At 71.0% G+C, this 21,056-nt stretch carries 15 protein-coding genes; 8 read left to right on the forward strand and 7 right to left on the reverse strand.

Annotated features, from left to right (window positions below; all coding sequences use genetic code 11):
- Positions 1-251 precede the first annotated feature (251 nt).
- The 4 genes from C4V41_RS61780 to C4V41_RS12595 are packed head-to-tail and all read left to right on the forward strand — an operon-like array spanning position 252 to position 5,729.
- A complete protein-coding gene (locus C4V41_RS61780; RefSeq protein ID WP_160150256.1) occupies positions 252-629 on the forward strand; it encodes a hypothetical protein in 378 nt (125 codons plus the stop codon).
- Positions 626-2,128, forward strand: coding sequence for a glycosyltransferase (locus tag C4V41_RS12585; RefSeq protein WP_160150257.1), 1,503 nt, complete (start codon positions 626-628; stop codon positions 2,126-2,128). The genes C4V41_RS61780 and C4V41_RS12585 overlap by 4 nt, the downstream gene beginning before the upstream one ends.
- Positions 2,125-4,050, forward strand: coding sequence for a glycosyltransferase (locus C4V41_RS12590; RefSeq protein ID WP_103956011.1), 1,926 nt, complete (start codon positions 2,125-2,127; stop codon positions 4,048-4,050). The genes C4V41_RS12585 and C4V41_RS12590 overlap by 4 nt, the downstream gene beginning before the upstream one ends.
- Positions 4,047-5,729 carry a glycosyltransferase family A protein gene (locus C4V41_RS12595; RefSeq protein WP_103956012.1) on the forward strand — a complete coding sequence of 561 codons (1,683 nt, stop codon included), beginning with the start codon at positions 4,047-4,049 and terminating at the stop codon, positions 5,727-5,729. Before C4V41_RS12590 ends, C4V41_RS12595 begins: the two co-directional genes overlap by 4 nt.
- A gap of 114 nt (positions 5,730-5,843) precedes the next feature.
- Here the strand turns inward: C4V41_RS12595 and C4V41_RS12600 are convergent, their stop codons facing one another.
- The 4 genes from C4V41_RS12600 to C4V41_RS12615 all read right to left on the reverse strand — a co-directional run bounded on the left by C4V41_RS12600 (position 5,844) and on the right by C4V41_RS12615 (position 11,118).
- Positions 5,844-7,133: a homoserine dehydrogenase gene (locus C4V41_RS12600; protein ID WP_268808588.1), complete on the reverse strand. Its 1,290-nt coding sequence runs from the start codon at positions 7,131-7,133 to the stop codon at positions 5,844-5,846.
- On the reverse strand, positions 7,130-8,512 hold the full coding sequence (gene lysA / locus C4V41_RS12605) for a diaminopimelate decarboxylase (RefSeq protein WP_103956013.1): 1,383 nt from the start codon (positions 8,510-8,512) through the stop codon (positions 7,130-7,132). The genes C4V41_RS12600 and lysA overlap by 4 nt, the downstream gene beginning before the upstream one ends.
- A 124-nt stretch (positions 8,513-8,636) precedes the next feature.
- On the reverse strand, positions 8,637-9,260 hold the full coding sequence (locus C4V41_RS12610) for a DALR anticodon-binding domain-containing protein (RefSeq protein WP_103956014.1): 624 nt from the start codon (positions 9,258-9,260) through the stop codon (positions 8,637-8,639).
- 10 nt (positions 9,261-9,270) lie between these two features.
- On the reverse strand, positions 9,271-11,118 hold the full coding sequence (locus C4V41_RS12615; RefSeq protein ID WP_235030085.1) for a hypothetical protein: 1,848 nt from the start codon (positions 11,116-11,118) through the stop codon (positions 9,271-9,273).
- Positions 11,119-11,313: 195 nt separating this feature from the next.
- On the opposite strand from C4V41_RS12615, the gene C4V41_RS12620 reads away from it, so the two are divergent.
- On the forward strand, positions 11,314-12,888 hold the full coding sequence (locus C4V41_RS12620) for an asparagine synthetase B family protein (RefSeq protein WP_235030086.1): 1,575 nt from the start codon (positions 11,314-11,316) through the stop codon (positions 12,886-12,888).
- 262 nt (positions 12,889-13,150) lie between these two features.
- Positions 13,151-14,863 carry a maltose alpha-D-glucosyltransferase gene (treS, locus tag C4V41_RS12625; RefSeq protein ID WP_103956016.1) on the forward strand — a complete coding sequence of 571 codons (1,713 nt, stop codon included), beginning with the start codon at positions 13,151-13,153 and terminating at the stop codon, positions 14,861-14,863.
- Here the strand turns inward: treS and C4V41_RS12630 are convergent.
- Genes C4V41_RS12630 through C4V41_RS12640 form a run of 3 tightly spaced genes read right to left on the reverse strand, consistent with a single transcriptional unit; the run spans position 14,850 to position 18,345 of the window.
- The gene (locus C4V41_RS12630; RefSeq protein WP_103956017.1) at positions 14,850-17,117 is read right to left on the reverse strand and encodes an ABC transporter permease; all 2,268 of its coding nucleotides are present in this window, start codon (positions 17,115-17,117) and stop codon (positions 14,850-14,852) included. The two genes, treS and C4V41_RS12630, sit on opposite strands and share 14 nt — an antisense overlap.
- Positions 17,114-17,842, reverse strand: a complete 729-nt coding sequence (locus C4V41_RS12635; RefSeq protein ID WP_103956018.1) for an ABC transporter ATP-binding protein — start codon at positions 17,840-17,842, stop codon at positions 17,114-17,116. The genes C4V41_RS12630 and C4V41_RS12635 overlap by 4 nt, the downstream gene beginning before the upstream one ends.
- Entirely contained in the window at positions 17,839-18,345 is a 507-nt protein-coding gene (locus C4V41_RS12640) for a PadR family transcriptional regulator (RefSeq protein WP_103956019.1), read from the reverse strand. Before C4V41_RS12640 ends, C4V41_RS12635 begins: the two co-directional genes overlap by 4 nt.
- A 130-nt stretch (positions 18,346-18,475) precedes the next feature.
- Between C4V41_RS12640 and C4V41_RS12645 the strand changes: the two genes are divergently transcribed.
- Both C4V41_RS12645 and C4V41_RS12650 read left to right on the forward strand, forming a co-directional pair.
- Positions 18,476-19,723: an ABC transporter substrate-binding protein gene (locus tag C4V41_RS12645; RefSeq protein WP_235030087.1), complete on the forward strand. Its 1,248-nt coding sequence runs from the start codon at positions 18,476-18,478 to the stop codon at positions 19,721-19,723.
- 7 nt (positions 19,724-19,730) lie between these two features.
- Entirely contained in the window at positions 19,731-21,053 is a 1,323-nt protein-coding gene (locus C4V41_RS12650; protein WP_103956020.1) for an ABC transporter substrate-binding protein, read from the forward strand.
- Positions 21,054-21,056 lie beyond the last annotated feature (3 nt).

A 21,056-nucleotide genomic window follows, 5' to 3' on the forward strand; every position in this document is an offset into this window, starting at 1 on the left:
CGCGGGTACCGGATTCGGCAGGCTCGGCCACGCAGGTCATGACGCCATGATTTCTCAGTTTTCCTCCAGGAACTTATGGCACGGTAGGTGCCGATGTTGATTAAGGTGTCAATAAATCCCCAGATGTCCATGACGCCTCTGATGTCCGATGCAGACGCCGTCAAGGCGTGAACGACGAAAGGTATGCGCGGATGCTCTCGCCCCGCCGACTGGCAGCGACCGCCGCACTCGTCGCAGTACTGGCCCTTGGCGTGCTCACACTTCTCGTGCTGGCCGGCCTGATCACTCCCGGAGCGGCGGCCGCCACGGTGGCGTTCCTGGTGTCGTTCGCGGCCCTCGCCCTCCTCGTCCTGTCCGTACGCCGCCTCGACGGCAAGGCGCACCGGATCGACCTGCGGGCCAAGAAGCACGAGGCCGAGCTGGCCAAGACCACCGCGGCGCTCAAGAACGTCGAGACCAGGCTGGACGTGCTGGTCAAGGCCATCGAGGCGTCGGCCGCGCGCCGGGCCGACGACCTCGGCGCCATCCTGGCCTCGCTCGGCGAGGACCGGGTGAACGCCATGGCCAGGGCGCGAGAGGTGGAGGAGCTGCGCGACGAGGTTCGCGCGCTGGCCAAGGACCGGGTTTGACGCGGATCAGGCACAACGACTACGGGACCCTGCGGCCGCCGGCCATGGGGTCGTGGCGGCCTGAGCTGCGGGTCTCCGTGGTCATCCCCGCCTACGACTGCCAGGAGGCGCTGGAGCGCACGGTGCCCGCGCTGGCGCGGCAGACGTACCCGTCCGAGCTGGTCGAGGTGATCGTCGCCGACGACGGCAGCCGGCCGCCGCTGGAGGTGCCGGGGGCGCGGGTCGTCCGGGTGAGCGAGGGCTGGGGACGCGGCGCGGCGCGGCAGACCGGGCAGCTCGCGGCCACCGGCGACGTGATCCACTGGCTCGACGCCGACATGCTCCTGGCCGACGACCATCTGGAAGCGCACATGCGCTGGCACCACCTGATCGACTACGCGGTGGTCATCGGGGACACGCGGTTCGTGGACGCGCCGGGCGAGGAGGGCGTCCCGACGGAATACACGCGGAAGACGCTGGAGTCCACCAGGCGGCTGAAGGACGCGGGGGCGAGCGCGTATCTGCTGCACACGGGCGCGTCCTCGTCCGTGCGCGCCGGCCTGCTGCGGGCGGCGGGCGGCGTGGACGTCTCGCTCAACATGGCCGAGGACACCGAGCTCGGATACCGGCTGGCGCAGGCCGGCGCGGTGTTCGTCCCCGACGAGGAGGCCAGGGCCTGGCACGTCGGGCCCTCCACCGTGATGCTGCGGGAGAAGGAGGTGCACCGGCACAACTGGTCGTATCTCGGTGACCTGATCCCCGATCTGCGCTGGTTGCGCAAGCATCCCCGGCGTCACTGGCTGGTCCCGTACGTGCGGGTCGCGGTGCCGGCCACCACCTACGAGGAGACGCGCGCGACCGTGGACTCGGCGCTCGCGGGCACGCTCACCGACGCCGCCGTCACGCTCGTCGGGCCGTGGGGCAAGCTGACCGGCGAACGCCGCTCCAGCCTCGACGACCCGCTGCTGGAGCTGCGGCTGCTGCACAACCTGTACGCGCACGAGCCCCGGGTGGAGTTCGCGGAGAGCGTACCGGTCTCGGCCGCCCCCGCCCCCTTCCTGCTCACCGTGCCCGCCGGCTGGGTGCTCGGCGCCGACACGCTGGCCAAGCTCACCCGGCAGGCCGGCACCGGCCCCCTGGGCCTGATCTGCGTCGCCCTGGCCGAGGGCGCGGGCGGGGTCGTGAGCGCCCGCCTGGAGCGCACGGCCGCCTTCGCCCGCGCCGCGCTGCTGCCAGGGGCGGCCGACGACCTGGTGGACGAGATGTACGGCTCCGAGTGGGTCGGCGGGGCCGAGTACGACTTCGCCCCCGCCGACGAGGCCGAGCCGCTGACCGGCGAGCCCGCGAAGTGGCGAGCGCTGGCCGGGCAGCGGCTGAGCGAGGTCAAGGAGCTGCGCGAGCGGGTGGACCGGCTGACGGCCGAGGTCGAACGGCTCACCGCCGCCGTCGAGGAGCCCGCGGACGAGGAGTCGCGCGGCCCGCTCAGTTCCCTCATCAAGCACCTGCGGAGCGCTGGATGATCAAGCAGTTGCTGGCGGAGTGCCCCGGGGCGCGCGTGTTCTTCGCCGGGATCGACGACGTCGAACCGCTCTACACCTCCGGCGCCGCGGTGGTGGACCTGGACCGGGACCTGCTGGAGCCGCAGGCCGAGCCCGAGCTGTCGCAGGAGGTGCTCGTGCTGGCCAAGACGCCCGCCGACCTGCGCAGGATCGCCACGCTGCACAAGCTGCTGCCCCAGGCCGAGCGCGTGGTGGTGGCCGTGCTCGACACGCCGGCCTCCCATCCGGCGCCCGTGCCCACCCCGACGCCCGCGCACCGGTGGCGGTCGCTGACGGACCTGCGGGTGCACCAGCCGAAGAACCGGGTCTGGGTGGTGGACGCGCGCTTCTCCGCCTCGACACCCGCCGGGCGGACGGTGACGGCCACGGCGCGGGCGTTCGCGGGGCATCGTCTCGACGTGATCGCGGCCCCGGCGGCGGCGATCGCGGGCGTCGGATCGGCGGACTGGCGGCCGGGCGACCCGAACGCGACCCCCGCCGAGGTCGGCGGCCCGGTGCCCGAGCGCGTCGGCGCCCCCGGCAGCGACGTGGTGCTCCGCACGCTGACCGGCGCGGACCCCGACCTGAGCGAGGCCGACCCCGAAATGTGGGCCGGGGACCAGACGCCCGTCGAGCGGCCCACCCTGGAGGCCGCGAGCTGGGAACGGCTCGGGCGGCCCGGGATGGCCGGCTCGCCGCTGGCCGACCCCGACGTGCTCGGCGAACCTTCCATGATCCCGCCGGTGGACGAGCGGCTGGTCAACCCGCAGGGCTTCGTCACCACCCCCTCGCGCGGCGTGGCGGCGCTGGAGGAGCGCGACGGGCGCTGGGCGATCGTGCTGGACGGGAAGGTCCTGACGTCGTTCGCCGAGTCGGGCGGCGTCACCGACGCGGACGTGTCCAGGCTGCGGCAGGTCCGGGGCGTCGAGGTGGACTGGCGGCACGCGCACAGCGGGCCGCTGGCCGCCGTACGGCTGCTGGCCGGGCTCGCCGCCGCCGGGGTTCCGCTGCTGGCCGGGGCCGTGCCGCGATGGGCCGGGGCGCTCGGGGAGGAGCTCGTGGGGCTGCTCGAACTCTCCCCCGACCTCTCGGACGACCTGCGGCGGGAGGAGCACAGCATCCGGCTGCGGCGGGCCGCGCTGCGTACGCATGGGGTGGCGGCCCGGTGGGAACAGCTCGGGGCTCCGGCCCCCGCTCCCCCGCTGACGTCGGTGCTGCTGGCGACCCGGCGTACCGACATGGTGGGGTTCGCCCTCGACCAGATCGCCCGCCAGCGGGACGCGCAGCTCGAAGTGATCCTGGCGCTGCACGGCGTGCCCCGGCAACATCCGGACGTGGCGGCCGCGATCGCGGCCTTCGAGGGGCCGGTGACCGTGTTCGAGGCCGACCACCAGGCCGTCTTCGGCGAGGTGCTGAACGAGGCCGCCACCAGGGCCTCCGGGTCGTTCCTGCTGAAGATGGACGACGACGACTGGTACGGGCCCGACTTCCTGGCCGACCTGCTGCTGGCGCATTCGTACTCGGGGGCGCAGGTGGTGGGCACGGTGCCCGAGTTCGTGTACCTGTCGTCCATCGACGTCACCGTGCACCGCCGGCAGATCACCGAGCAGATCACCAGCTTCGTGGCCGGGGGGACGATCCTGGTGGAGCGCTCGGCGTTCCAGGCGGTGGGCGGGTTCAGGCCGCTGCGGCGGTCGGTGGACACCCAGTTCCAGGAGGCGCTGCAGGCGGCGGGCGGGCAGATCTACCGTACGCACGGCCTGGGCTACATCCTGCGCCGAGGCCCGGCGGCCAACCACACCTGGCAGGAGCCGATCGGCACGTTCCTGCAGCGCAACAGACAACAGTGGCGCGGCTTCCGCCCGAACGCCCTCATGGCCTTGGACGGGAGCCCCGTTCGATGAACATCCCGCGTATCCGCCACAACGACTACGGCGTCCTCGCGCCGCCCGCCCTGGGCACCTGGGAGCCGTCACTCTCCGTCACGGTCGTCGTTCCCGCCCACGACCGCCAGGAGACCCTCGACCTGACCCTGGCCGCGCTGTCGGCGCAGAGCTACCCCGAGCACCTGCTCGACGTCATCGTCGTGGACGACGGCAGCGCCACCCCGCTCCGCCTGCCCGAGCTCACGCCCTCCCGGACGAAACTGATCTCCAGCCCGCCGGGCGGATGGGGGCGGGCCTGGGCGGTGCAGGCGGGCCTCGACGCGGCGACGGGCGAGGTCGTCTTCGTGCTGGACGCCGACATGGTGCCGCACCGCCGGCACGTGGAGGCCCAGCTCCGCTGGCACCACCTGGCGCCGTACGTGGTGGCGCTGGGCTGGATCGACTTCACCGCCGCCACCGAGCTGCCCACCCCTGACCAGGTACGGGAGGCGCTGGAGACCGGCGCGGAGGACGAGCTCTTCCCCCTGTCGCCGCACCGGCACGACTGGGCCGAGAAGATCATCCATGATCACGACGGCCTGCGCACCGCGCCCAGCTCGCTGGCCACGCGGATTCACGTGGGGGCGACGGTGTCGTACCCGGCGGCGCTGCTGCGGGCGGCCGGGGGCATGGACACGTCGCTGAAGCTGGCCGAGGACACGGAGCTGGGGTATCGGCTCACGCAGGCGGGCGCGGTGTACGTACCGGATCCGGAGTCGAGGGCGTGGCACGTCGGGCTGCCCACGGCGATGCGCGACCACCGGGCGCTGAAGCGCTACAACGACCCCTACGTGGCCGACCGGGTGCCCGACCGCCGCTATCTGCGCGCGGACCCGGGGCGGCAGTGGCTGGTGCCGTACGTGGACGCGACCGTGCCGGCGGGAGCCTACGAGGACGTCCGGGCCACGGTGGACGCCCTGCTGGCGGGGTCGCTCCCCGACGTCAGGGTCACCATCACGGGCCCCTGGGACACGCTGACCACCACCCGCCGTTCCCCCCTCGCCGACCCGTCACTGGACCTGCGGCTCATCCACGCCACCTTCGACCACGACCCCCGCGTCCACCTCCGCACCGACGCCACCGCCCCGCTCCCCGGCACGGCCCCGTTCCGCCTGTCGGTCCCGCCCGGCTGGCAGCCCGCCAAGGACACCGTGGAGCGCCTGGTGGGGCACCTGGAGGAGCACGACGGGGGCACTTTGTGCATCGCCCTGGAGGAGACCGCCCAGGGCGTCACGGTGGCCCGCCTGGACCGCACCTCGGCCCTGTCCCGCGCCGCCCTGGTGTCCGCTCCGGACGAGCCGCTGGACGACCTGGTGGACGAGCTGTTCGGCCTGGAATGGGTGGACGGGCCGAGCTGGGGCTTCAAACGCCGCCCGGCCACCTACCCGCCACGCAGGCGGCCGCCGTCGGAGCTGGCCCAGCTCACCGCCAAGCACGAGAAGGAGCTCGCCCTCCACCGCAAACGCACCGCCGCCCTGCGTGCCGAGCTGGCGCAGCTGCGCAGGGAGGCGGGCAAGAACGGCCGGGACGCGGCGCGGTGGCGCGAGAAGGCGGAATCATGGCGCCAGGAGGCGGTGCGGCTGGCCCGCGAACGCAACCGCACCGTACTCAAACGAGCCGTCCGCCGCGTCCGCGACCTGGCCTTCCCCACCGACTGACCAGCCGGAACTCACGGCACGGCCACCTCACCGTGGTCCTCGTCCGGCAGGGAACGCCCGGACGTCCTCATCGGTCACGGGCACGCCGGAGCGAGCCGTCACGCCGTGACCGGATTACTCGTCGCCCTCCACCCGCATCACGCTCGCCACCGCCCGCACGATGTCGAGCTCACGCAGCCCCTCCATGGTCGCCGACAGGGCGGCGTCGGTGGCGCGGTGGGTGACGATGACGAGCTGGGCGTCGTCACCATGACCCTCCTGGCGGACGGTCTGGATCGACACGTCGTGCTTGGCGAACAGGTCGGCCACCCGCGCCAGCACACCCGGCTTGTCGGCCACGTCGAGGGCCACGTGGCAGCGGGTGACGGTCTCGCCCATCGGGTGCACCGCCAGGTCCGCGTACGTCGACTCCTCGGGCCCGCGCGTGCCCGCCAGACGGTTGCGGCCCACGGCCACCAGGTCGCCCAGCACGGCGGAGGCGGTCGGCGCGCCGCCGGCGCCCTTGCCGTAGAACATGAGCTGCCCCGCCGACTCCGCCTCCACGAAGACCGCGTTGTACGCCTCGCGCACCCCCGCCAGCGGATGCGAGCGCGGGATCATCGCCGGGTGCACCCGGACCCCGAACGAGCGGCCGTCGTCGGAGCGGGCGCAGATGGCCAGCAGCTTGATGACGTAGCCCATGGCGTTGGCCGAGGCCACGTCGGTGGCGGTGATCTCGGTGATGCCCTCCCGGTGCACCTCCTCGGCCGTCACGCGGCTGTGGAAGGCGAGCCCGGCCAGGATGGCGGCCTTGGCGGCGGCGTCGAAGCCCTCGACGTCGGCCGTCGGGTCGGCCTCCGCGTAGCCGAGCGTCTGGGCCTCCTCCAGAGCGTCGGTGAAGGACGCGCCTGTGGAGTCCATCTTGTCGAGAATGTAGTTGGTGGTGCCGTTGACGATGCCGAGCACCCGTTTGACGTGGTCGCCGGCCAGCGACTCGCGCAGCGGGCGCAGCAGCGGGATGGCCCCGGCGACGCTGGCCTCGAAGTAGAGGTCGCCGTTGCCGGACCGGGCCGCCTCGTGCAGGGTGGCGCCGTCTTCGGCGAGCAGCGCCTTGTTGGCCGTGACCACCGACTTGCCCCGGGACAGGGCGGCGACGATCAGCGAGCGGGCGGGCTCGATGCCGCCGATGACCTCGATCACGATGTCGACGTCGTCGCGGGTGACCAGCGCCTCGGCGTCGGTGGTCAGCAGGGCGGGGTCGACGTCGATGTCGCGCTTGCGGCCGAGGCGGCGCACCGCGACCCCGGCCAGCTCAAGCGGGGCGCCCACACGGGCCGCCAGGTCGCCGGCCTGCTCGTGCATGAGCCTGATGACCTGCGAGCCGACCACACCGCAGCCCAGAAGAGCCACTTTCAGCGGTTTCACAGCTGCCCCCTCAACAGGTCGTCCTCGGTCTCACCCTGCACGATCACGCGGGAGACGCCGCCGGAGACGGCGACCACGGCGGGCTTGGGCAGGTAGTTGTAGTTGCTGGCCAGCGAGCGGCAGTAGGCGCCGGTCGAGGCCACGGCGATCAGGTCGCCGGGGGCCAGGTCGGCGGGCAGGTGGCAGTCGCGCACCAGAATGTCGCCGCTCTCGCAGTGCTTGCCGACCAGGCGGCTGAGCATCGGCTCGGCCTGGCTCTCGCGGCTGACCAGCGCGGCGGTGTAGTCGGCGCCGTAGAGGGCCGTGCGCACGTTGTCGCTCATGCCGCCGTCGATGCTCACGTAGGTGCGCAGGCCCTCGACGTCCTTGACGGTGCCGACCTCGTAGAGGGTGATGCCGCCGGTGCCCACGATCGTGCGGCCGGGCTCGACGGTCAGGCGCGGCACGGGCAGGCCCGCGTCCACGCACACCTTGGTGACGATCTCGCGCAGGCCGTCGGCCAGCTCCTTGATGTCGAGCGCCTCGTCGCCCTCGACGTAGGCGATGCCGTAGCCGCCGCCCAGGTCGAGCTCGGGCAGCACCACGTCGTGTTCGTCCTTGATCTGCACGAGCAGCGCGGCGAGCCGCCGCGCGGCGACCTCGAACCCGGCCGTGTCGACGATCTGCGAGCCGATGTGCGAGTGCAGCCCGACGAGTTCGAGCTGCGGCAGGGCCAGGATGCGGCGTACGGCCTCCGCCGCCGCCCCCGTGCTCAGCGACAGGCCGAACTTCTGGTCGTCGTGCGCCGTGGCGATGAACTCGTGGGTGTGGGCCTCGACGCCGGTGGTCACCCTGACCATCACCTTGGGCCGCTTGCCCTGCTGCTCGGCGAGGTAGCCGAGCCTGGCGATCTCGTCGTAGGAGTCGACCACGATGTGGCCGACCCCGGCCGCGAGGGCCCTGCTCAGCTCGGCGACGGACTTGTTGTTGCCGTGCATCGTGATGCGCTCGGGCGGGAACCCGACGCTGAGCGCGACGGCGAGCTCACCGCCGCTGGCCACGTCGAGCCCGAGGCCCTCGTCCTGGAGCCAGCGCACGATCTCCTTGCACAGGAACGCCTTGCCCGCGTAGTGGACGTCGGAGCCGGCGAAGGCGGTGGCGTAGTCGCGCATCCGCGAGCGCACGTCGTCTTCGTCGAGGACGTAGAGCGGCGTGCCGTGGTCGCGGGCCAGGTCGCGCACGTCCACGCCGCCGACCGTGAGCGCGCCATCGGTCCGGGTCGACGTTCGGGGCCAGATCGCGGGATTGATCCGGTTGAGGTCGGCGGGCGCCAGCGGAGGGCGCTCGTGGGGCAGCATCTCGGCGTGCCGGTCCCCGGCTGGATGGACGAATCGACTCACCCGATCGAGGCTATCGGAAGCGCAAGTGAGCCATGACCCTGTGCCCACGTATCGAGACGCGATCAAGGCCCAGAAGGGATATTTTTACGATTTTTCGCCGTTTAGCCGGATATTTTGTAACCGATCACAACCGCTCCGGCCCGGGCAGCACCTTTCCCACCGTCTCCGCCAGCCGTATCCGTGCCGTGTGCACGGGCCCCGGCTCCTCGTCCCCCACCGGAACGGCGGGCGCCCGCTCGTGCGCGTCGTGATAGGCCAGGGCCAGCCGCACCAGGTACGTCTCCCACCCCGGCTCCCTGCTCACCCGCCGCCCGGGCAGCTCGGCCAGCACCCGCAGCACCCGCCGATCGTGCGCGCCGGACAGCAGCTCGGGCCGGAACTCCTCGGCGGACACCCCCAGCTCCCCGGCCCACCGCCGCACGGCGCAGGTCCGCGCGTGCCCGTAACGCACCACGAACCCGGGGTTGTCCCAGGTCCGGGGGAAGTCGGGCCACGTGGGTTCGAAGGGGATCTCGCCGGGGTCGGCCGCCGCCAGCTCTCCCGGCGTGCTGACGACGATCCGCAGGAACCCCTTCCCCTGGACGTCGGCCGAGGCCACCCCGTCGAGGGCGCGCACCTGGGCGGCGAGCGCCTCGGCGGGCAGGCCGCGCCGCAGCGCGACGGCGGAGACGTACACGGCCTCCCGCTCCCACGTCCCCTCGGGCGCGGGCGGCTCCCCGAGCACCCCGGTCAGCTCGTCGGGCGTCATGCCGACGACCCTAGATGAGCGCGTGGGGCTCCGCCGAGCCGTATTCGACCAGGTGGGCGGCGCCCAGGAGCCAGCGGTCCTCGTCGCGTACCCGGACGTAGCCGAACCGGTCCGCCGAGAAGACCTTGATCCCGTCCGTACGGCACTGCCGCATGAGCACCTCGTCCCACCCGTCCGTGAGGTCGGCGAAGCCCAGCTCGCGCAGGGTGTTGCGCCTGGCCAGCATGGTCGCGCCGGCGATCTCCTGGAGGTAGGTGTACTCGGCGTCCGGCTGCTTGAGCAGCGTGGCCTGCGGCTTGCGCAGGTGGGCGTAGAAGGCGGCCTTGCCGACGATGTCGGCCGTACTGAACAGGAAGGCCCGCCGCAGGTCGGACAGGTAGTGGGGGCCGTAGACGTCGCGCGGGTCCATGACCGCCACCAGGTCGGCCTCGCACAGGTCGATGCCCGCGTCGAGCATCGCGCCCTCGGTCATCGCCGGGTGCGGGCGGCGGTAGATGATCTCCACGTCCGGCAGCACGTCGCGGGCGCGCAGCTCCGACTCCGGCGGCCCGATGATGATGAGCTGGTCGACGCCCGACTGCTTGGCGACCTGCGCCAAGGCGTGCTCCATCAGGTACGGGTCGAGGATCGGCAGCATGACGGAGGTGTTGAGCGTCGCGCGGGCGCTGGGCAGGCCGATCGCGTCGAGCAACTCGTCGATCCGCTCGGTCATCGTGCCCATCTGGTACGCCCGCCGCAGCGCCACGTGCGCCCGCCGCGAGTCGGGCTCGGTGCCGATGGGCGTGCCGCAGGCGGCGATCTCGGCCAGCCGCCACTGAGGCGTCCCTGGCGGGCAGTCGGCCGCGGCCGGCCACCGGTAGGAGGTGAGCACGTCGGGATAGGTCAGGTGCCCCGGCAGGAGCTGGTCGAGCGTGAGCACCCGGTCGATGCGGCCCCCGGCCAGCGGCACCGGGTTGTGCACCCGCGGCTGCACCCCGAACTGCAGCCGCGGCCAGGCCACGGTGAGGTCGGTGGTGAAGCGGTGCTCGAACAGCTCGGCCGCCTCCGCGTACGCCGCCACGTCGCCCTGCGTGTGCCAGAAGACCGTGCGGATGCCGCGCTCGTGACACCAGGCCAGCAGCGCCTTGAGGCCCTCGCCGGGCTCGCCGGTGATCTCCGCGGCCCACGGGCCCTGCGTGACGGACGCGACGACCAGCAGGTGCGGCACCTCAAGGGGCAGCACCCTGGCGAAGTCGCGGGGCGTGAAACCGGTCGTCTGCCGCCACTCGTAGCGCAGCAGCGCCTCGGCGTGCGCGTCGGCGACCACCGCGGCCGTCAGGTGCGGGCGCGTGTTGGGGCCGGTCGGTACCCGGTACGGCTTGAGCTTGAACGAGGCGCCTCCGAGCGTCCTGGTCGTGCTCGTGGCCTGGAACGCGGCCCCAGGGCGCTCGTCCTTGGGCTTGCCGGCGGCGGCCACGGGCTTGCGCTTGGGCGCGATGGGGCGCTTGACCGGCTTGGCGGCGCCCCGGAGGCCCTTGGCCAGGCGCACCGGGTTGCTCTTGCCGCTCTTGATGGCGTCACCGAGGCGGTTCCAGCGCGCGACCTTGATCGAGGACAGCTTCCAGTTGGCCACCTCGGCCTGGAACCGCTGCTCGGCCAGTTCTTTTCGCAGCTTGTCGGCGGCGGCCTGCTCGGCCTCCAGCCGCTCCTCGGTCTCGGTCAGCCGCTCGGCCAGCGCCTTGACCTCGTCGGCGCTCTGCTCGGCCGCGGCCAGCCTGGCCTGCGCGGCGTCCAGCAGCCTGGCCAGCTCGGCCGCCCGCTCCGCCTGGGAGATGGCCTCACGCAACGCCCGTCGCGTGCTCTCAAGCTCAATGGACACCGATCCTCCTTCGTCGGCCCGGCGTCAAGACGGTGCGTCTCATTGTTCGCTCGCTCCGCTCACTCACGAGCCTCCGCTCTCTCAGCTCGCAAAGGATACTCTTTTGCGGGAAGCGTCTCGAAGGGATGAGATCCGGTGCAGTTCAACGTGCGACCCTACATATCAGGCGCTCTCGGCCGGATCGACACTGCCATATTGGGCAAACTGACCGCCGCGGGCCCCAAGGTGCGGCCGGCGCTGCAGACGCCCGAGGCGGCGCTGTTCAGCTCCACGCCGCTGCCGCCCTACCACCGCGCCGGCGGGGCGTTCGCGTTCGCCTGGGGCGAGCGCAGGCCGAAGGCGGCCGACGAGTGGATCACGATCGCGGAGACGTACGAGACACCGGGGCTGATCGGCCAGGGTGAGCGGGTGACGCTGCACACGGGCGCGCTGGGCCTGGTGGACGTCTACTACGTGCGCCACGGCGACGCGATCTACTTCTCGTCGCTGATCCAGCCGCTGCTCAGCCTGGTGCCGATCGAGATCGACTGGTCGGCGTGGGCCTCGATCCTGCAGGTGACGTTCCCGCTGGGCGAGGCGACCCCGTACGCCGGGGTCAAGCGCCTGCCCGGGGCCGGCGCGCTGGTCTACGAGCACGGCAGGCTGGCCACCGAGCGCCGGTTGCCGCGGTGGCTGCGTACCGAGCCGTACGAGTCCTGGATCAGCCCGCAAGAGATCGTCGAGCTGCTGGACCGGGTCTACGACGACTACGAAGGGCGCAAGCTGCTCGTGCCGGTCAGCGGCGGCTACGACTCGCGGCTGCTGGCGAGCGTGGCCAAGGCCAAGGGCGCCGACGTCGAGTCGTGGACCACCAGCCCCGACGACGGCACCGACACCGACATCGCGTTCGCCAGGTCGATCACCAGGGAGCTGGGCATCCCGCACCGGGTGGTCTCCCAGCACGCGGCCGACTACCCGGAAGACGCGATGGAGGTGGCGCGCAGGCTCGAATACCTGACGCCGCACCACGCCTGGTACGCCCCCTTCGCCAAGGAGGTGCATGGCGCGGGCCGGATCCTGATCGACGGGCTGGCCGGCGGGCCGCTGCTGAAGAACTTCATGGTCAGCGGGGCCGCGCTGGAGGCCAGGACGCAGGCCGAGCGGTCCGCGGCCGTGCTGGGCTCGCTGTCGCTCGGGCAGCCTTCGGTGCCGTTCCTGTCCAAGGCCGCGGCCCAGTGGATGGAGGAGACCGTACGCGAGCAGTTCGCCGCCGCCACCTCCATGCTCCACGGGCACCGGGCCGAGCTGCCGCTGTCGGTGCTGCACACCAGGACCGTGCGGGGCATCGCGCGCTCGGCGGTCAACCTGGTGGGGCCGGAGGCGTCGTTCGCGGCGCCGTTCATCCATCCCGAGTTCTTCGACGCGGCCCTGTCGGTCGGCGTGGCCCGCAAGGACAAGGGCCGCTTCTACCGCGAGGTGCTGCACGCGGCCAACCCCCGGGTGGCCGCCCTGCCGTCCACGAACGTCATCAAGCAGCCGTTGCGGCGGGTACCTTTGCGGTCAACGGCGGCTCCCGCCCGGAAATATTCACATAGCATGCTCGAAACCGTGGCCAACCGGGTGCCGGGACTGCTGTCGGACGAGCTGCACGAAGTGATCGCGGGCGGACCCGACGCGCTGACCAGGTTCAACGGGTGGAACGAGCGGTTCTGGGTGCGCGGTCTCGTGCTGTTCGGCCTGTGGCTGAGCGACTTCGAGAACGACCTCTCGGACCTCGCAACACCTTTTTAGTGAACTCTCGGTAACAGGGCGATTACATATGGATCTCGCGGGTATTACACCCGGCACAGCAGAAGCGGGTTCCGGAAAGCCAACGGGCTGGTAGTGTTCGGCCCGTAAGCGCCGCACAAACGGGCACCAGATCACAAATCCGGTCTCGTTCGAGGGCATGGAGTTCGCAGGGATGACGACTCCACGCGGCGCGGTCACCACATAAAAACGCCGGGGCAACCGGTGACTTCGTCCTGCCCACATCTCTTCCTGTGAGCGACATATGATCAACGCATCCCCATTGCCAGAGCCGATCTCCGAGGCCTTCGTCTCGGAGGATCCCGCCTGGTACAAGCGGGCGGTGTTCTACGAGGTTCTCGTCCGGGGGTTCAAGGACTCCAACGGCGACGGCACCGGCGACCTGCGCGGTCTCATCGAGAAGCTCGGCTATCTCGAGTGGCTGGGCGTGGACTGCCTGTGGCTGCTGCCGCTGTACGAGTCGCCGCTGCGCGACGGCGGGTACGACATTTCGGACTATATGAAGATCCTCCCCGACTTCGGGGACTTGGGAGACTTCGTCCAGCTGATCGAGGCGGCGCACGAACGCGGCCTGCGGATCGTCACCGACCTGGTGATGAACCACACCAGCGACCGGCACCCGTGGTTCCAGGCGTCCCGGCACGACCCCGAGGGGCCGTACGGTGACTTCTACGTATGGTCCGATCATCCCGGGGGCTACCCCGACGCGCCGATCATCTTCATCGGCGCCGAGGAGTCCAACTGGACCTACGACCCGGTGCGCAAGCAGTACTACTGGCACCGCTTCTTCCACCACCAGCCGGACCTCAACTACGACAACCCGGCGGTCCAGGAGGCCATGCTGGAGGTGCTGCGGTTCTGGCTGGACCTGGGGATCGACGGCTTCCGGCTGGACGCCGTGCCCTACCTGTTCGAGCGCGAGGGCACCGCGTGCTCCGGGCTGCCGGAGACGCACTCGTACCTGAAGAAGATCCGCTCAGAGATCGACCGCCTCTACCCGGACCGGGTGCTGCTGGCCGAGGCCAACGGCTGGCCCGAGGACGTGGTGGAATATTTCGGCGACCCCACCACGGGCGGCGACGAATGCCACATGGCCTTCCACTTCCCGCTGATGCCGCGCATCTACATGGCGGTGAAGAAGGAGACCCGCGAGCCGATCTCCGAGATCATGTCGCGCACGCCCAAGCTGCCCGAGCACGCGCAGTGGGGCATCTTCCTGCGTAACCACGACGAGCTGACGCTCGAGACGGTCACCGAGGAAGAGCGCGACTACATGCACAAGGAGTATGCCAAGGACCCGCGCATGCGGGCCTACCTGGGCATCCGCCGCCGGCTGGCCCCGCTGCTGGACAACGACCGGGATCGGATCGAGCTGTTCACGGCGCTGCTGCTGTCGCTGCCGGGCTCGCCGATCATGTACTACGGCGACGAGATCGGCATGGGCGACAACATCTGGCTGGAGGACCGCGACTCGGTCCGCACGCCGATGCAGTGGAGCCCCGACCGCAACGCCGGGTTCTCCTCGGCGGACCCGGGGCGGCTCTACCTGCCCGCGGTCATGGACCCGATCTACGGCTACCAGGCGGTCAACGTGGAGGCCCAGCAGCGGCACGAGGGGTCGCTGCTGCACTTCACCCGCAAGATGCTGGAGATCCGGCGCAGGCACCCGGTGTTCGGGGTCGGCGCATACACGGAAATGTGGTCGTCGAACCCCTGCGTGCTCACCTACGTGCGCGAGGACGGCGACGACGTGATGCTGTGCGTCAACAACCTGTCGAAGTTCCCGCAGCCGGTGGAGCTGGACCTGCGGCGCTTCGAGGGCATGACGCCGGTCGAGGCGCGCGGTGAGGTGCCCTTCCCGCCCGTCGGGGAGCTGCCCTACCTGCTCACGCTGCCGGGTCACGGCTTCTACTGGTTCGCGCTGAAGAAGCCGGGGATGAGCCTCAGCGAGACGTGACGGGCACCTGGGCACGGGCCGCGCGGCGGGCGGGAATGAGCGCCACCGCGAGGGCCGTGCCCACGGCGATCAGCATGGTCAGGATCAGCGTGAGGGCGGAGGGCGCCCGGCCGATGCCGGCGCCCACGCCGCTGGTGTGGCCCTGAAGGTCGATCAGGCCGGTGACCACCGAGGCCCCGGCCGCGGCCCCCACGCACACCCCTAGCACGACCAGCAGGCCCGTGCCGGTCACGAGCGTGGCCATGACCTGGCGTGGCGTCAGCCCCATGGCCTTCAGCACGGCCAGGTCGAAGGCGTGGTCGCGCAGGCCGAGCGCGCTGGCGGTGAGCAGGTTGGCCAGGCCGATGAGGGTCAGCACGGCGATCAGCAGCACGATCACGATCCTGATGACCGCCAGCCGGTCGGCCGGGTTGACCGCGGCCTGCACGTCGAGGCCCTCGGCCGACTCGGCCAGCAGCCTGCCGCGCACCTCCGCCCGGTCGGCGCCGGGCTTGAGCGCGAGCGCGTAGAACTCCGGCGGCACCGAGTCCTTGGCCGCCAGGCTGTCGAGCCCCACAGAGAGCACCTCGCCGTCGAGGTCGGGCTCGACGTTCCTGCCGACGATCCGGACGATCAGCGGGCTGCCGCCCACGGTGAGCCGCACCCGGTCACCGATCTTGAGCCCGAGCAGGTCGAGCAGGCCCTGCCCGGCCACAGCCTCGCCCTGACGGCCGTAGAGGCGTCCCTCGACCACGGGGAACGGGTAGGGGCGCGCCGAGCTGCCGATGGCCCGCACCCGGACCGAGCGGGCCTCTCCGGGCGCCAGGGCGTTGACGTCGGTGCCCGGATAGACCGTGGCCACGCCGGGGTCCTGCTCGGCGATCCGCTGCGCCTCGGCCGGCTCCGTCTTGTCCGGCCTGACGTAGAGGGCGGCGTGCTGGCCCACCTGCTCGGGATGGGCCAGGAAGTTGTCCAGCGTGGCCCAGACGCCCAGGCCGATCGTGATCATCATCATCGGCACGGCCAGCCCGAACGCCGTCAGGAAGGCCGGCACCCGCCGGGTGAAGGCGTCTCTGGTGCCGAGGACGAGGGCGGGCGGGAGGCGTACGAGCAGGGCCAGCCTGGCCAGCCTGGACAGGTGGCCGCGCGGCGGGGCGGCGGGCACGTCGGGGATGGGCGGCGTGCGGCCGCCGCGCCAGGCGGGCACCCCGACGGCGGCCAGCACCACCAGGGCCGTGCCCGCGACGATGGCCAGCACGGGGCCCGGCGCCACGGAGAACGGGCCCAGCACGGCCGCCATCAGCCCCCAGCCCGCCGCGGCGCCGATCACGACGCCCAGCAGCCCCAGGGCGCCGTGCTCGACCAGGAGCAGCAGCGCGACCTGACCCTTGGTGAAGCCCATGGATTTCAGCGTGGCCAGGTCGCGGAGCTGCCCGAGCACCCGGCCGCCGGCCGCGTTGGCGAGGGCGAGCGCGGCGGCCACGAGCCCCGCCACCCCGAACAACGCCAGCAGCGTGCCCAGCAGCCGGTTGTCCAGCTCCATGGCGGCCCTGACCTCACGCCAGGTGTAGACGCGCTGCAGGCGGTCTTCCAGCATGACGACCACGCGCTGGGAGACGACCTGCGACGCCTCGGGATCGTCCAGGCGCAACCCGGTCACCCATTCGCTGCGGCCGAGCATGGGCTCGATCCGGTCGAGCATGACGGGCAGCACGTAGGCCAGGCCGGGCGTCCACTCGGGGTAGAAGCCCTGCTCGGCGGAGTCGGCGATGCCGCGTACGTAGAGGGTGTGGCGCTCGCCGCTGAGCGCGACGATCGTGAACGAGGCGCCGATCCGCAGCCGCAGCGAGGACGCGAACGAGCGCTCGACGACCACGCCGTCGGGCTGGACGGGGTCCAGCCAACGGCCCTCGGCCACCACCGGATGCGCCACCTGCGGCGCCGCGGCCGGCATCGCGCGCAGCGAGGCCGGCTCCTTCTTGCCGTCTTGTGCCACGGTCACGGGCGCCGACCGATAGGGGCCTGCGGTGCCCGTGACGCCGTCGATGTCGCCCAGGGCCACCTGAGGGCTGTCCTTGGTGTGCAGCCAGACGTGGGCCCCGTCGGTCTGGGCGAACAGGCTCCGCCACGGGTTGGTGCCGTCTTCGAGCAGGGTCGCCGCGGTGATCAGCGCCGCCACGATCCCGGCCACGGCCAGCACCGTGAGCACCGCCTGGCCCTTCCTGGCCCGCAGGTCGGCCTTGATCCACCGGCTTCCCGCCAGAGACGCGCTCATCGCAGGTCGATCACTTCTCCGGCGGTGCGCGTGCGCCGGCGCGCGATGCGCCCGTCGTCCACGATCTCACCGTCGAACAGCGACACCAGCCGGTCGGCCAGGGCCGCCACGCGGGCGTCGTGGGTGACCATGACGATCGTCTGGCCCTCCTTGTGCACCTCGGTCAGCAGGCGCAGCACGTCGCGCGTGTTGCGGCTGTCGAGGTTGCCGGTGGGCTCGTCGGCCAGCAGCAGGCTGGGCTTGTTGGCCAGGGCTCTGGCCAGCGCGACCCGCTGCTGCTCGCCGCCGGAGAGCTGGGCGGGCGCGGCGTCGGCCCTGTCGGTCAGGTTGAGTGCGTCGAGCAGGCTCTCCCTGCGCTCGCGGGCCACCTTGGGCGAGGCCCCGGCCAGCAGCGCGGGCAGCTCGACGTTGTCGCCGACGGTCATGTTGGCGACCAGGTTGAAGAACTGGAAGACGAAGCCGACCTTCTTGCGCCGCAGCAGCGCCCAGGCGCTCTCGGAGAGCGTGTCGGCGCGCTTGCCGTCGAGCCAGATCTCGCCGCTGGTCCTGGCGTCGAGCCCGCCCAGCATGTGAACGAGCGTGGACTTGCCGGACCCGGACGGACCCATGATCGCGACGAACTCACCCGGCTCCACCTGCAGGTCCACCCCGCGCACGGCGGGCACGGGCACCGCGCCATCCTGGTAGATTTTGACCAGATTGACCGTTTTCACAACCGCGCTCATGCCAGATCCTCCTGACAACGCTCCAGCCAGTCAAGATCCGCCTGCAGGTGCAGCATGGCGCCCTCGATCAGCAACATCGCCACCCGGTCGGTGGGCGGCGTGCGAGCCAGGAGGTCGTTGAGGTCACTCATGAGCGAAAGATAGTGCCGGCGCTGCCTGCTGATCAGCGCCATCCGGTCGGCGATGCCGGTGAGCGGGGCGAGCACGAGCTTCATGAAGAACTCGTCGCGCACCCGGGGACCTTCGGTGGGCTCGTCGACCCAGGTCGTCAGCAGCTCGCGGCCCTTGGCGGTCAGGTAGTAGACCTTCTTGTTGGGCCGGTTGGACTGCTCGACGTCGACCGCCCTGATCAGGCCGTCCTTCTCCAGCCTGCCGAGCGTGACGTATATCTGGCCGATGTTCGGGGAGGGATAGGCACTGCCGAAGGTCTGCTCGAGGGCCTGTTTCAGCTCGTAGCCGTGGGCCGGCTCTTTCGCCAGGAGCGCCAGCAGGTGCAGCCGCACCGCCCCACCTCCCCGCTGCGTTACGTATGCGTTACAGAGCAATCCGTTGACCTACAGATTACCTCTGTGCATAACATGAATGCATCTACCTAACACGTATGTAATCCACTCTGAACGCGGAGGAAACAGAGTGATTCGCTTGCTACCGGTGCTGTTGGCCGTGACCCTGGCGGCCGGCTGCTCGGCGGCGGGCGACGAGGGCGGCGGCGAGACGGGGACGGGCGGAACCGGGCCCATCACGTTCGCCACCGGGCGCGACACCACGGCGTACCTGCAACCCCTGCTGGACCGCTGGAACCAGGCCCACCCGGCCGAGAAGGTGACGCTGCTCGAACTGCCCGAGGCCGCCGACGAGCAGCGCGCTCAGATAGCGGCCAACCTCCAGGCCCAGAGCAGCCGATACGACGTCATCGGCCTCGACGTGGTGTGGACCGCCGAATTCGCGGAGAACGGCTGGATCATCCCCCTGGAGCGCGGGTTGTTCCCGCTCGACAGGTTCCTGCCGCCCGTCGTGGAGACGGCCGTCTACAAGAACAAGCTCTGGGCCGTCCCTTACACGAGCAACGCCGGGCTGCTGTACTACCGGACCGACCTCGTCAAGAAGCCGCCGCGCACGTGGGCCGAGCTTCGCGACCAAGCACGCCAGATCACGAAAAAGCACAACATAGGGGGTTATGCCGGGCAGTTCTTGGCCTACGAAGGGCTCACGGTCAACTTCTCCGAAGCCGTGCAGTCGGCGGGCGGGCAGCTCGTCAGCCGCGACGGCACGGAGGTGACCTTCGACCCGGCCAAGGGCGAGATCGCTCTCGACTTCCTGTTCCAGGGACTGCGCGAGGAATGGATACCCAAGGAGTCACTGAGCTTCAAGGAGGAGGAGTCGCGCCTGGCCTTCCAGGAGGGCCGGCTGGCCTTCGCCAGGAACTGGCCGCACGCGTACGGACCGGCCAAGGCCGAGCTGGGCCGCAAGCTGGGCGTGACCCGGCTGCCCGGCCTCGACGGACCGGGGTCCAGCACGCTGGGCGGCATCAACCTGGGCGTCAGCGCTTTCTCCAAGAACCAGCACACCGCGCAGCAGTTCATCCGCTACTTCACGAGCCTGGAGAACGAGCGACGGGTCCTGACCGAGGGCTCGTTCCCGCCCGTGTGGACCGAGCTGTACGACGATCCCGCCCTGATCAAGCGCTTCCCGTACCTCCCCGTGCTCAAAGAGAGCATTCTCGCCGCCAAACCACGGCCGGTGAGCGCCAACTACAACCAGCTGAGCCTGGTGATCGCCAGTTCGGTCGCCAAGGCGCTCGGCACACCCTCCACCGAGTCCGCGGACGACGTCGCGGCCTCGATCAAGTCAGAACTCGAAGAGATCATCAGAACCCAGTGAGGCAGCCATGCGAAAAGGCAGTGCAGCAGCGATCCTGGCGGGGCTGGCGGTAGCCGTCGCCGCGTGTGGCAACGCGCCGACGACGACGCAGCCCACCGCTTCGGAGTCGGCCCCCCCGGCCGCCGGTGAGAAGGCGCTCCAGGGCGTCAAGCTCGAGGTGGCCGCCAAGTGGACCGGCGCCGAGCAGAAGAACTTCGAGCAGGTGCTCAAGGCCTTCTCCGACAAGACGGGCGCCGAGGTCACCTACGCCTCCACCGGTGAGGACACCGGCGCCTACCTGGGCCCGCGCATCCAGGGCAAGAACCCGCCGGACGTGGCGATCCTGCCGCAGCCGGGCCTGGTCCAGCAGTACGCCGACCAGGACGCGCTCAAGCCGCTGACCGACGCGGTGACCAAGGAGATCGACACCAACTACACCCCGTACTGGAAGGAGCTCGGCTCCGCCGACGGCAAGCCGTACGGTGTGCTGATCAAGGCGGCGCACAAGTCGCTGGTCTGGTACCGGGCGCAGGCGTTCGACGACGCGGGCGTGCAGCCGGCGACGACGTGGGACGAGCTGGTCAAGGCCTCGCAGACCCTCGCCGACTCCGGCACGGCCGCGCTCTCGCTTTGTGGCGCCTCCGGCTGGACGCTGACCGACCTCTTCGAGAACGTCTACCTCTCCAGCGCGGGCCCCGAGAACTACGACAAGCTGTCCAAGCACGAGATCCCGTGGACGGACCCGTCCGTGGCGACCGCGCTGGAGAAGATCGGGCAGATCGTCGGCAAGAAGGAGTTCGTGGCCGGCGGCTCCTCCGGCGCCCTGCAGACCGACTTCCCGTCCTGCGTGAGCGAGGTCTACAGCACCAAGAAGGCCGCCATGGTGATCGAGGCCGACTTCGTGGCCGTCGAGGCCGTGCAGTCCGGCGCCAAGGTGGGCGAGCAGGCGAAGTACTTCCCGTTCCCCAAGGTCGGTGACACCGCCCCGGTCGTGCTCGGCGGCGACGTGGCCGTGGCCATGAAGGACTCCCCCGGCGCCATGGCGCTGCTGCAGTTCCTGGCCTCCAAGGAGGGCGGCGAGGTCTGGGCCAAGCTCCCCGGCTACCTGTCGCCCAACAAGAACGTCTCCCCCGACAACTACCCCGACGAGCTGACCAAGCAGCTCGGCCAGACGATCGTCTCGGCCGGCGACGCCGTCCGTTACGACATGTCCGACCTGGCGCCGAGCGCGTTCGGCGGCACCGACGGCAAGGGCGAGTGGAAGGCGCTGCAGGACTTCCTGCGCAACCCGAGCGACATCAAGGGCGCTCAGACCGCGCTCGAAGCCGAGGCCAAGAAGGCCTGGAAGTAAAGA

The organism is Nonomuraea solani, from assembly GCF_900108335.1.
Taxonomy (GTDB): Bacteria; Actinomycetota; Actinomycetes; order Streptosporangiales; family Streptosporangiaceae; genus Nonomuraea; species Nonomuraea solani.

What these genes read in the sequence shown, in the direction of transcription:
- C4V41_RS12590 (WP_103956011.1), top strand. Translation starts at nt 2,125, where the DNA reads ATGATCAAGCAGTTGCTGGCGGAGTGCCCCGGGGCGCGCGTGTTCTTC.
- C4V41_RS12595 (WP_103956012.1), top strand. Translation starts at nt 4,047, where the DNA reads ATGAACATCCCGCGTATCCGCCACAACGACTACGGCGTCCTCGCGCCG.
- C4V41_RS12610 (WP_103956014.1), bottom strand. Translation starts at nt 9,260, where the DNA reads ATGACGCCCGACGAGCTGACCGGGGTGCTCGGGGAGCCGCCCGCGCCC.
- treS (WP_103956016.1), top strand. Translation starts at nt 13,151, where the DNA reads ATGATCAACGCATCCCCATTGCCAGAGCCGATCTCCGAGGCCTTCGTC.
- C4V41_RS12630 (WP_103956017.1), bottom strand. Translation starts at nt 17,117, where the DNA reads ATGAGCGCGTCTCTGGCGGGAAGCCGGTGGATCAAGGCCGACCTGCGG.
- C4V41_RS12635 (WP_103956018.1), bottom strand. Translation starts at nt 17,842, where the DNA reads ATGAGCGCGGTTGTGAAAACGGTCAATCTGGTCAAAATCTACCAGGAT.
- C4V41_RS12650 (WP_103956020.1), top strand. Translation starts at nt 19,731, where the DNA reads ATGCGAAAAGGCAGTGCAGCAGCGATCCTGGCGGGGCTGGCGGTAGCC.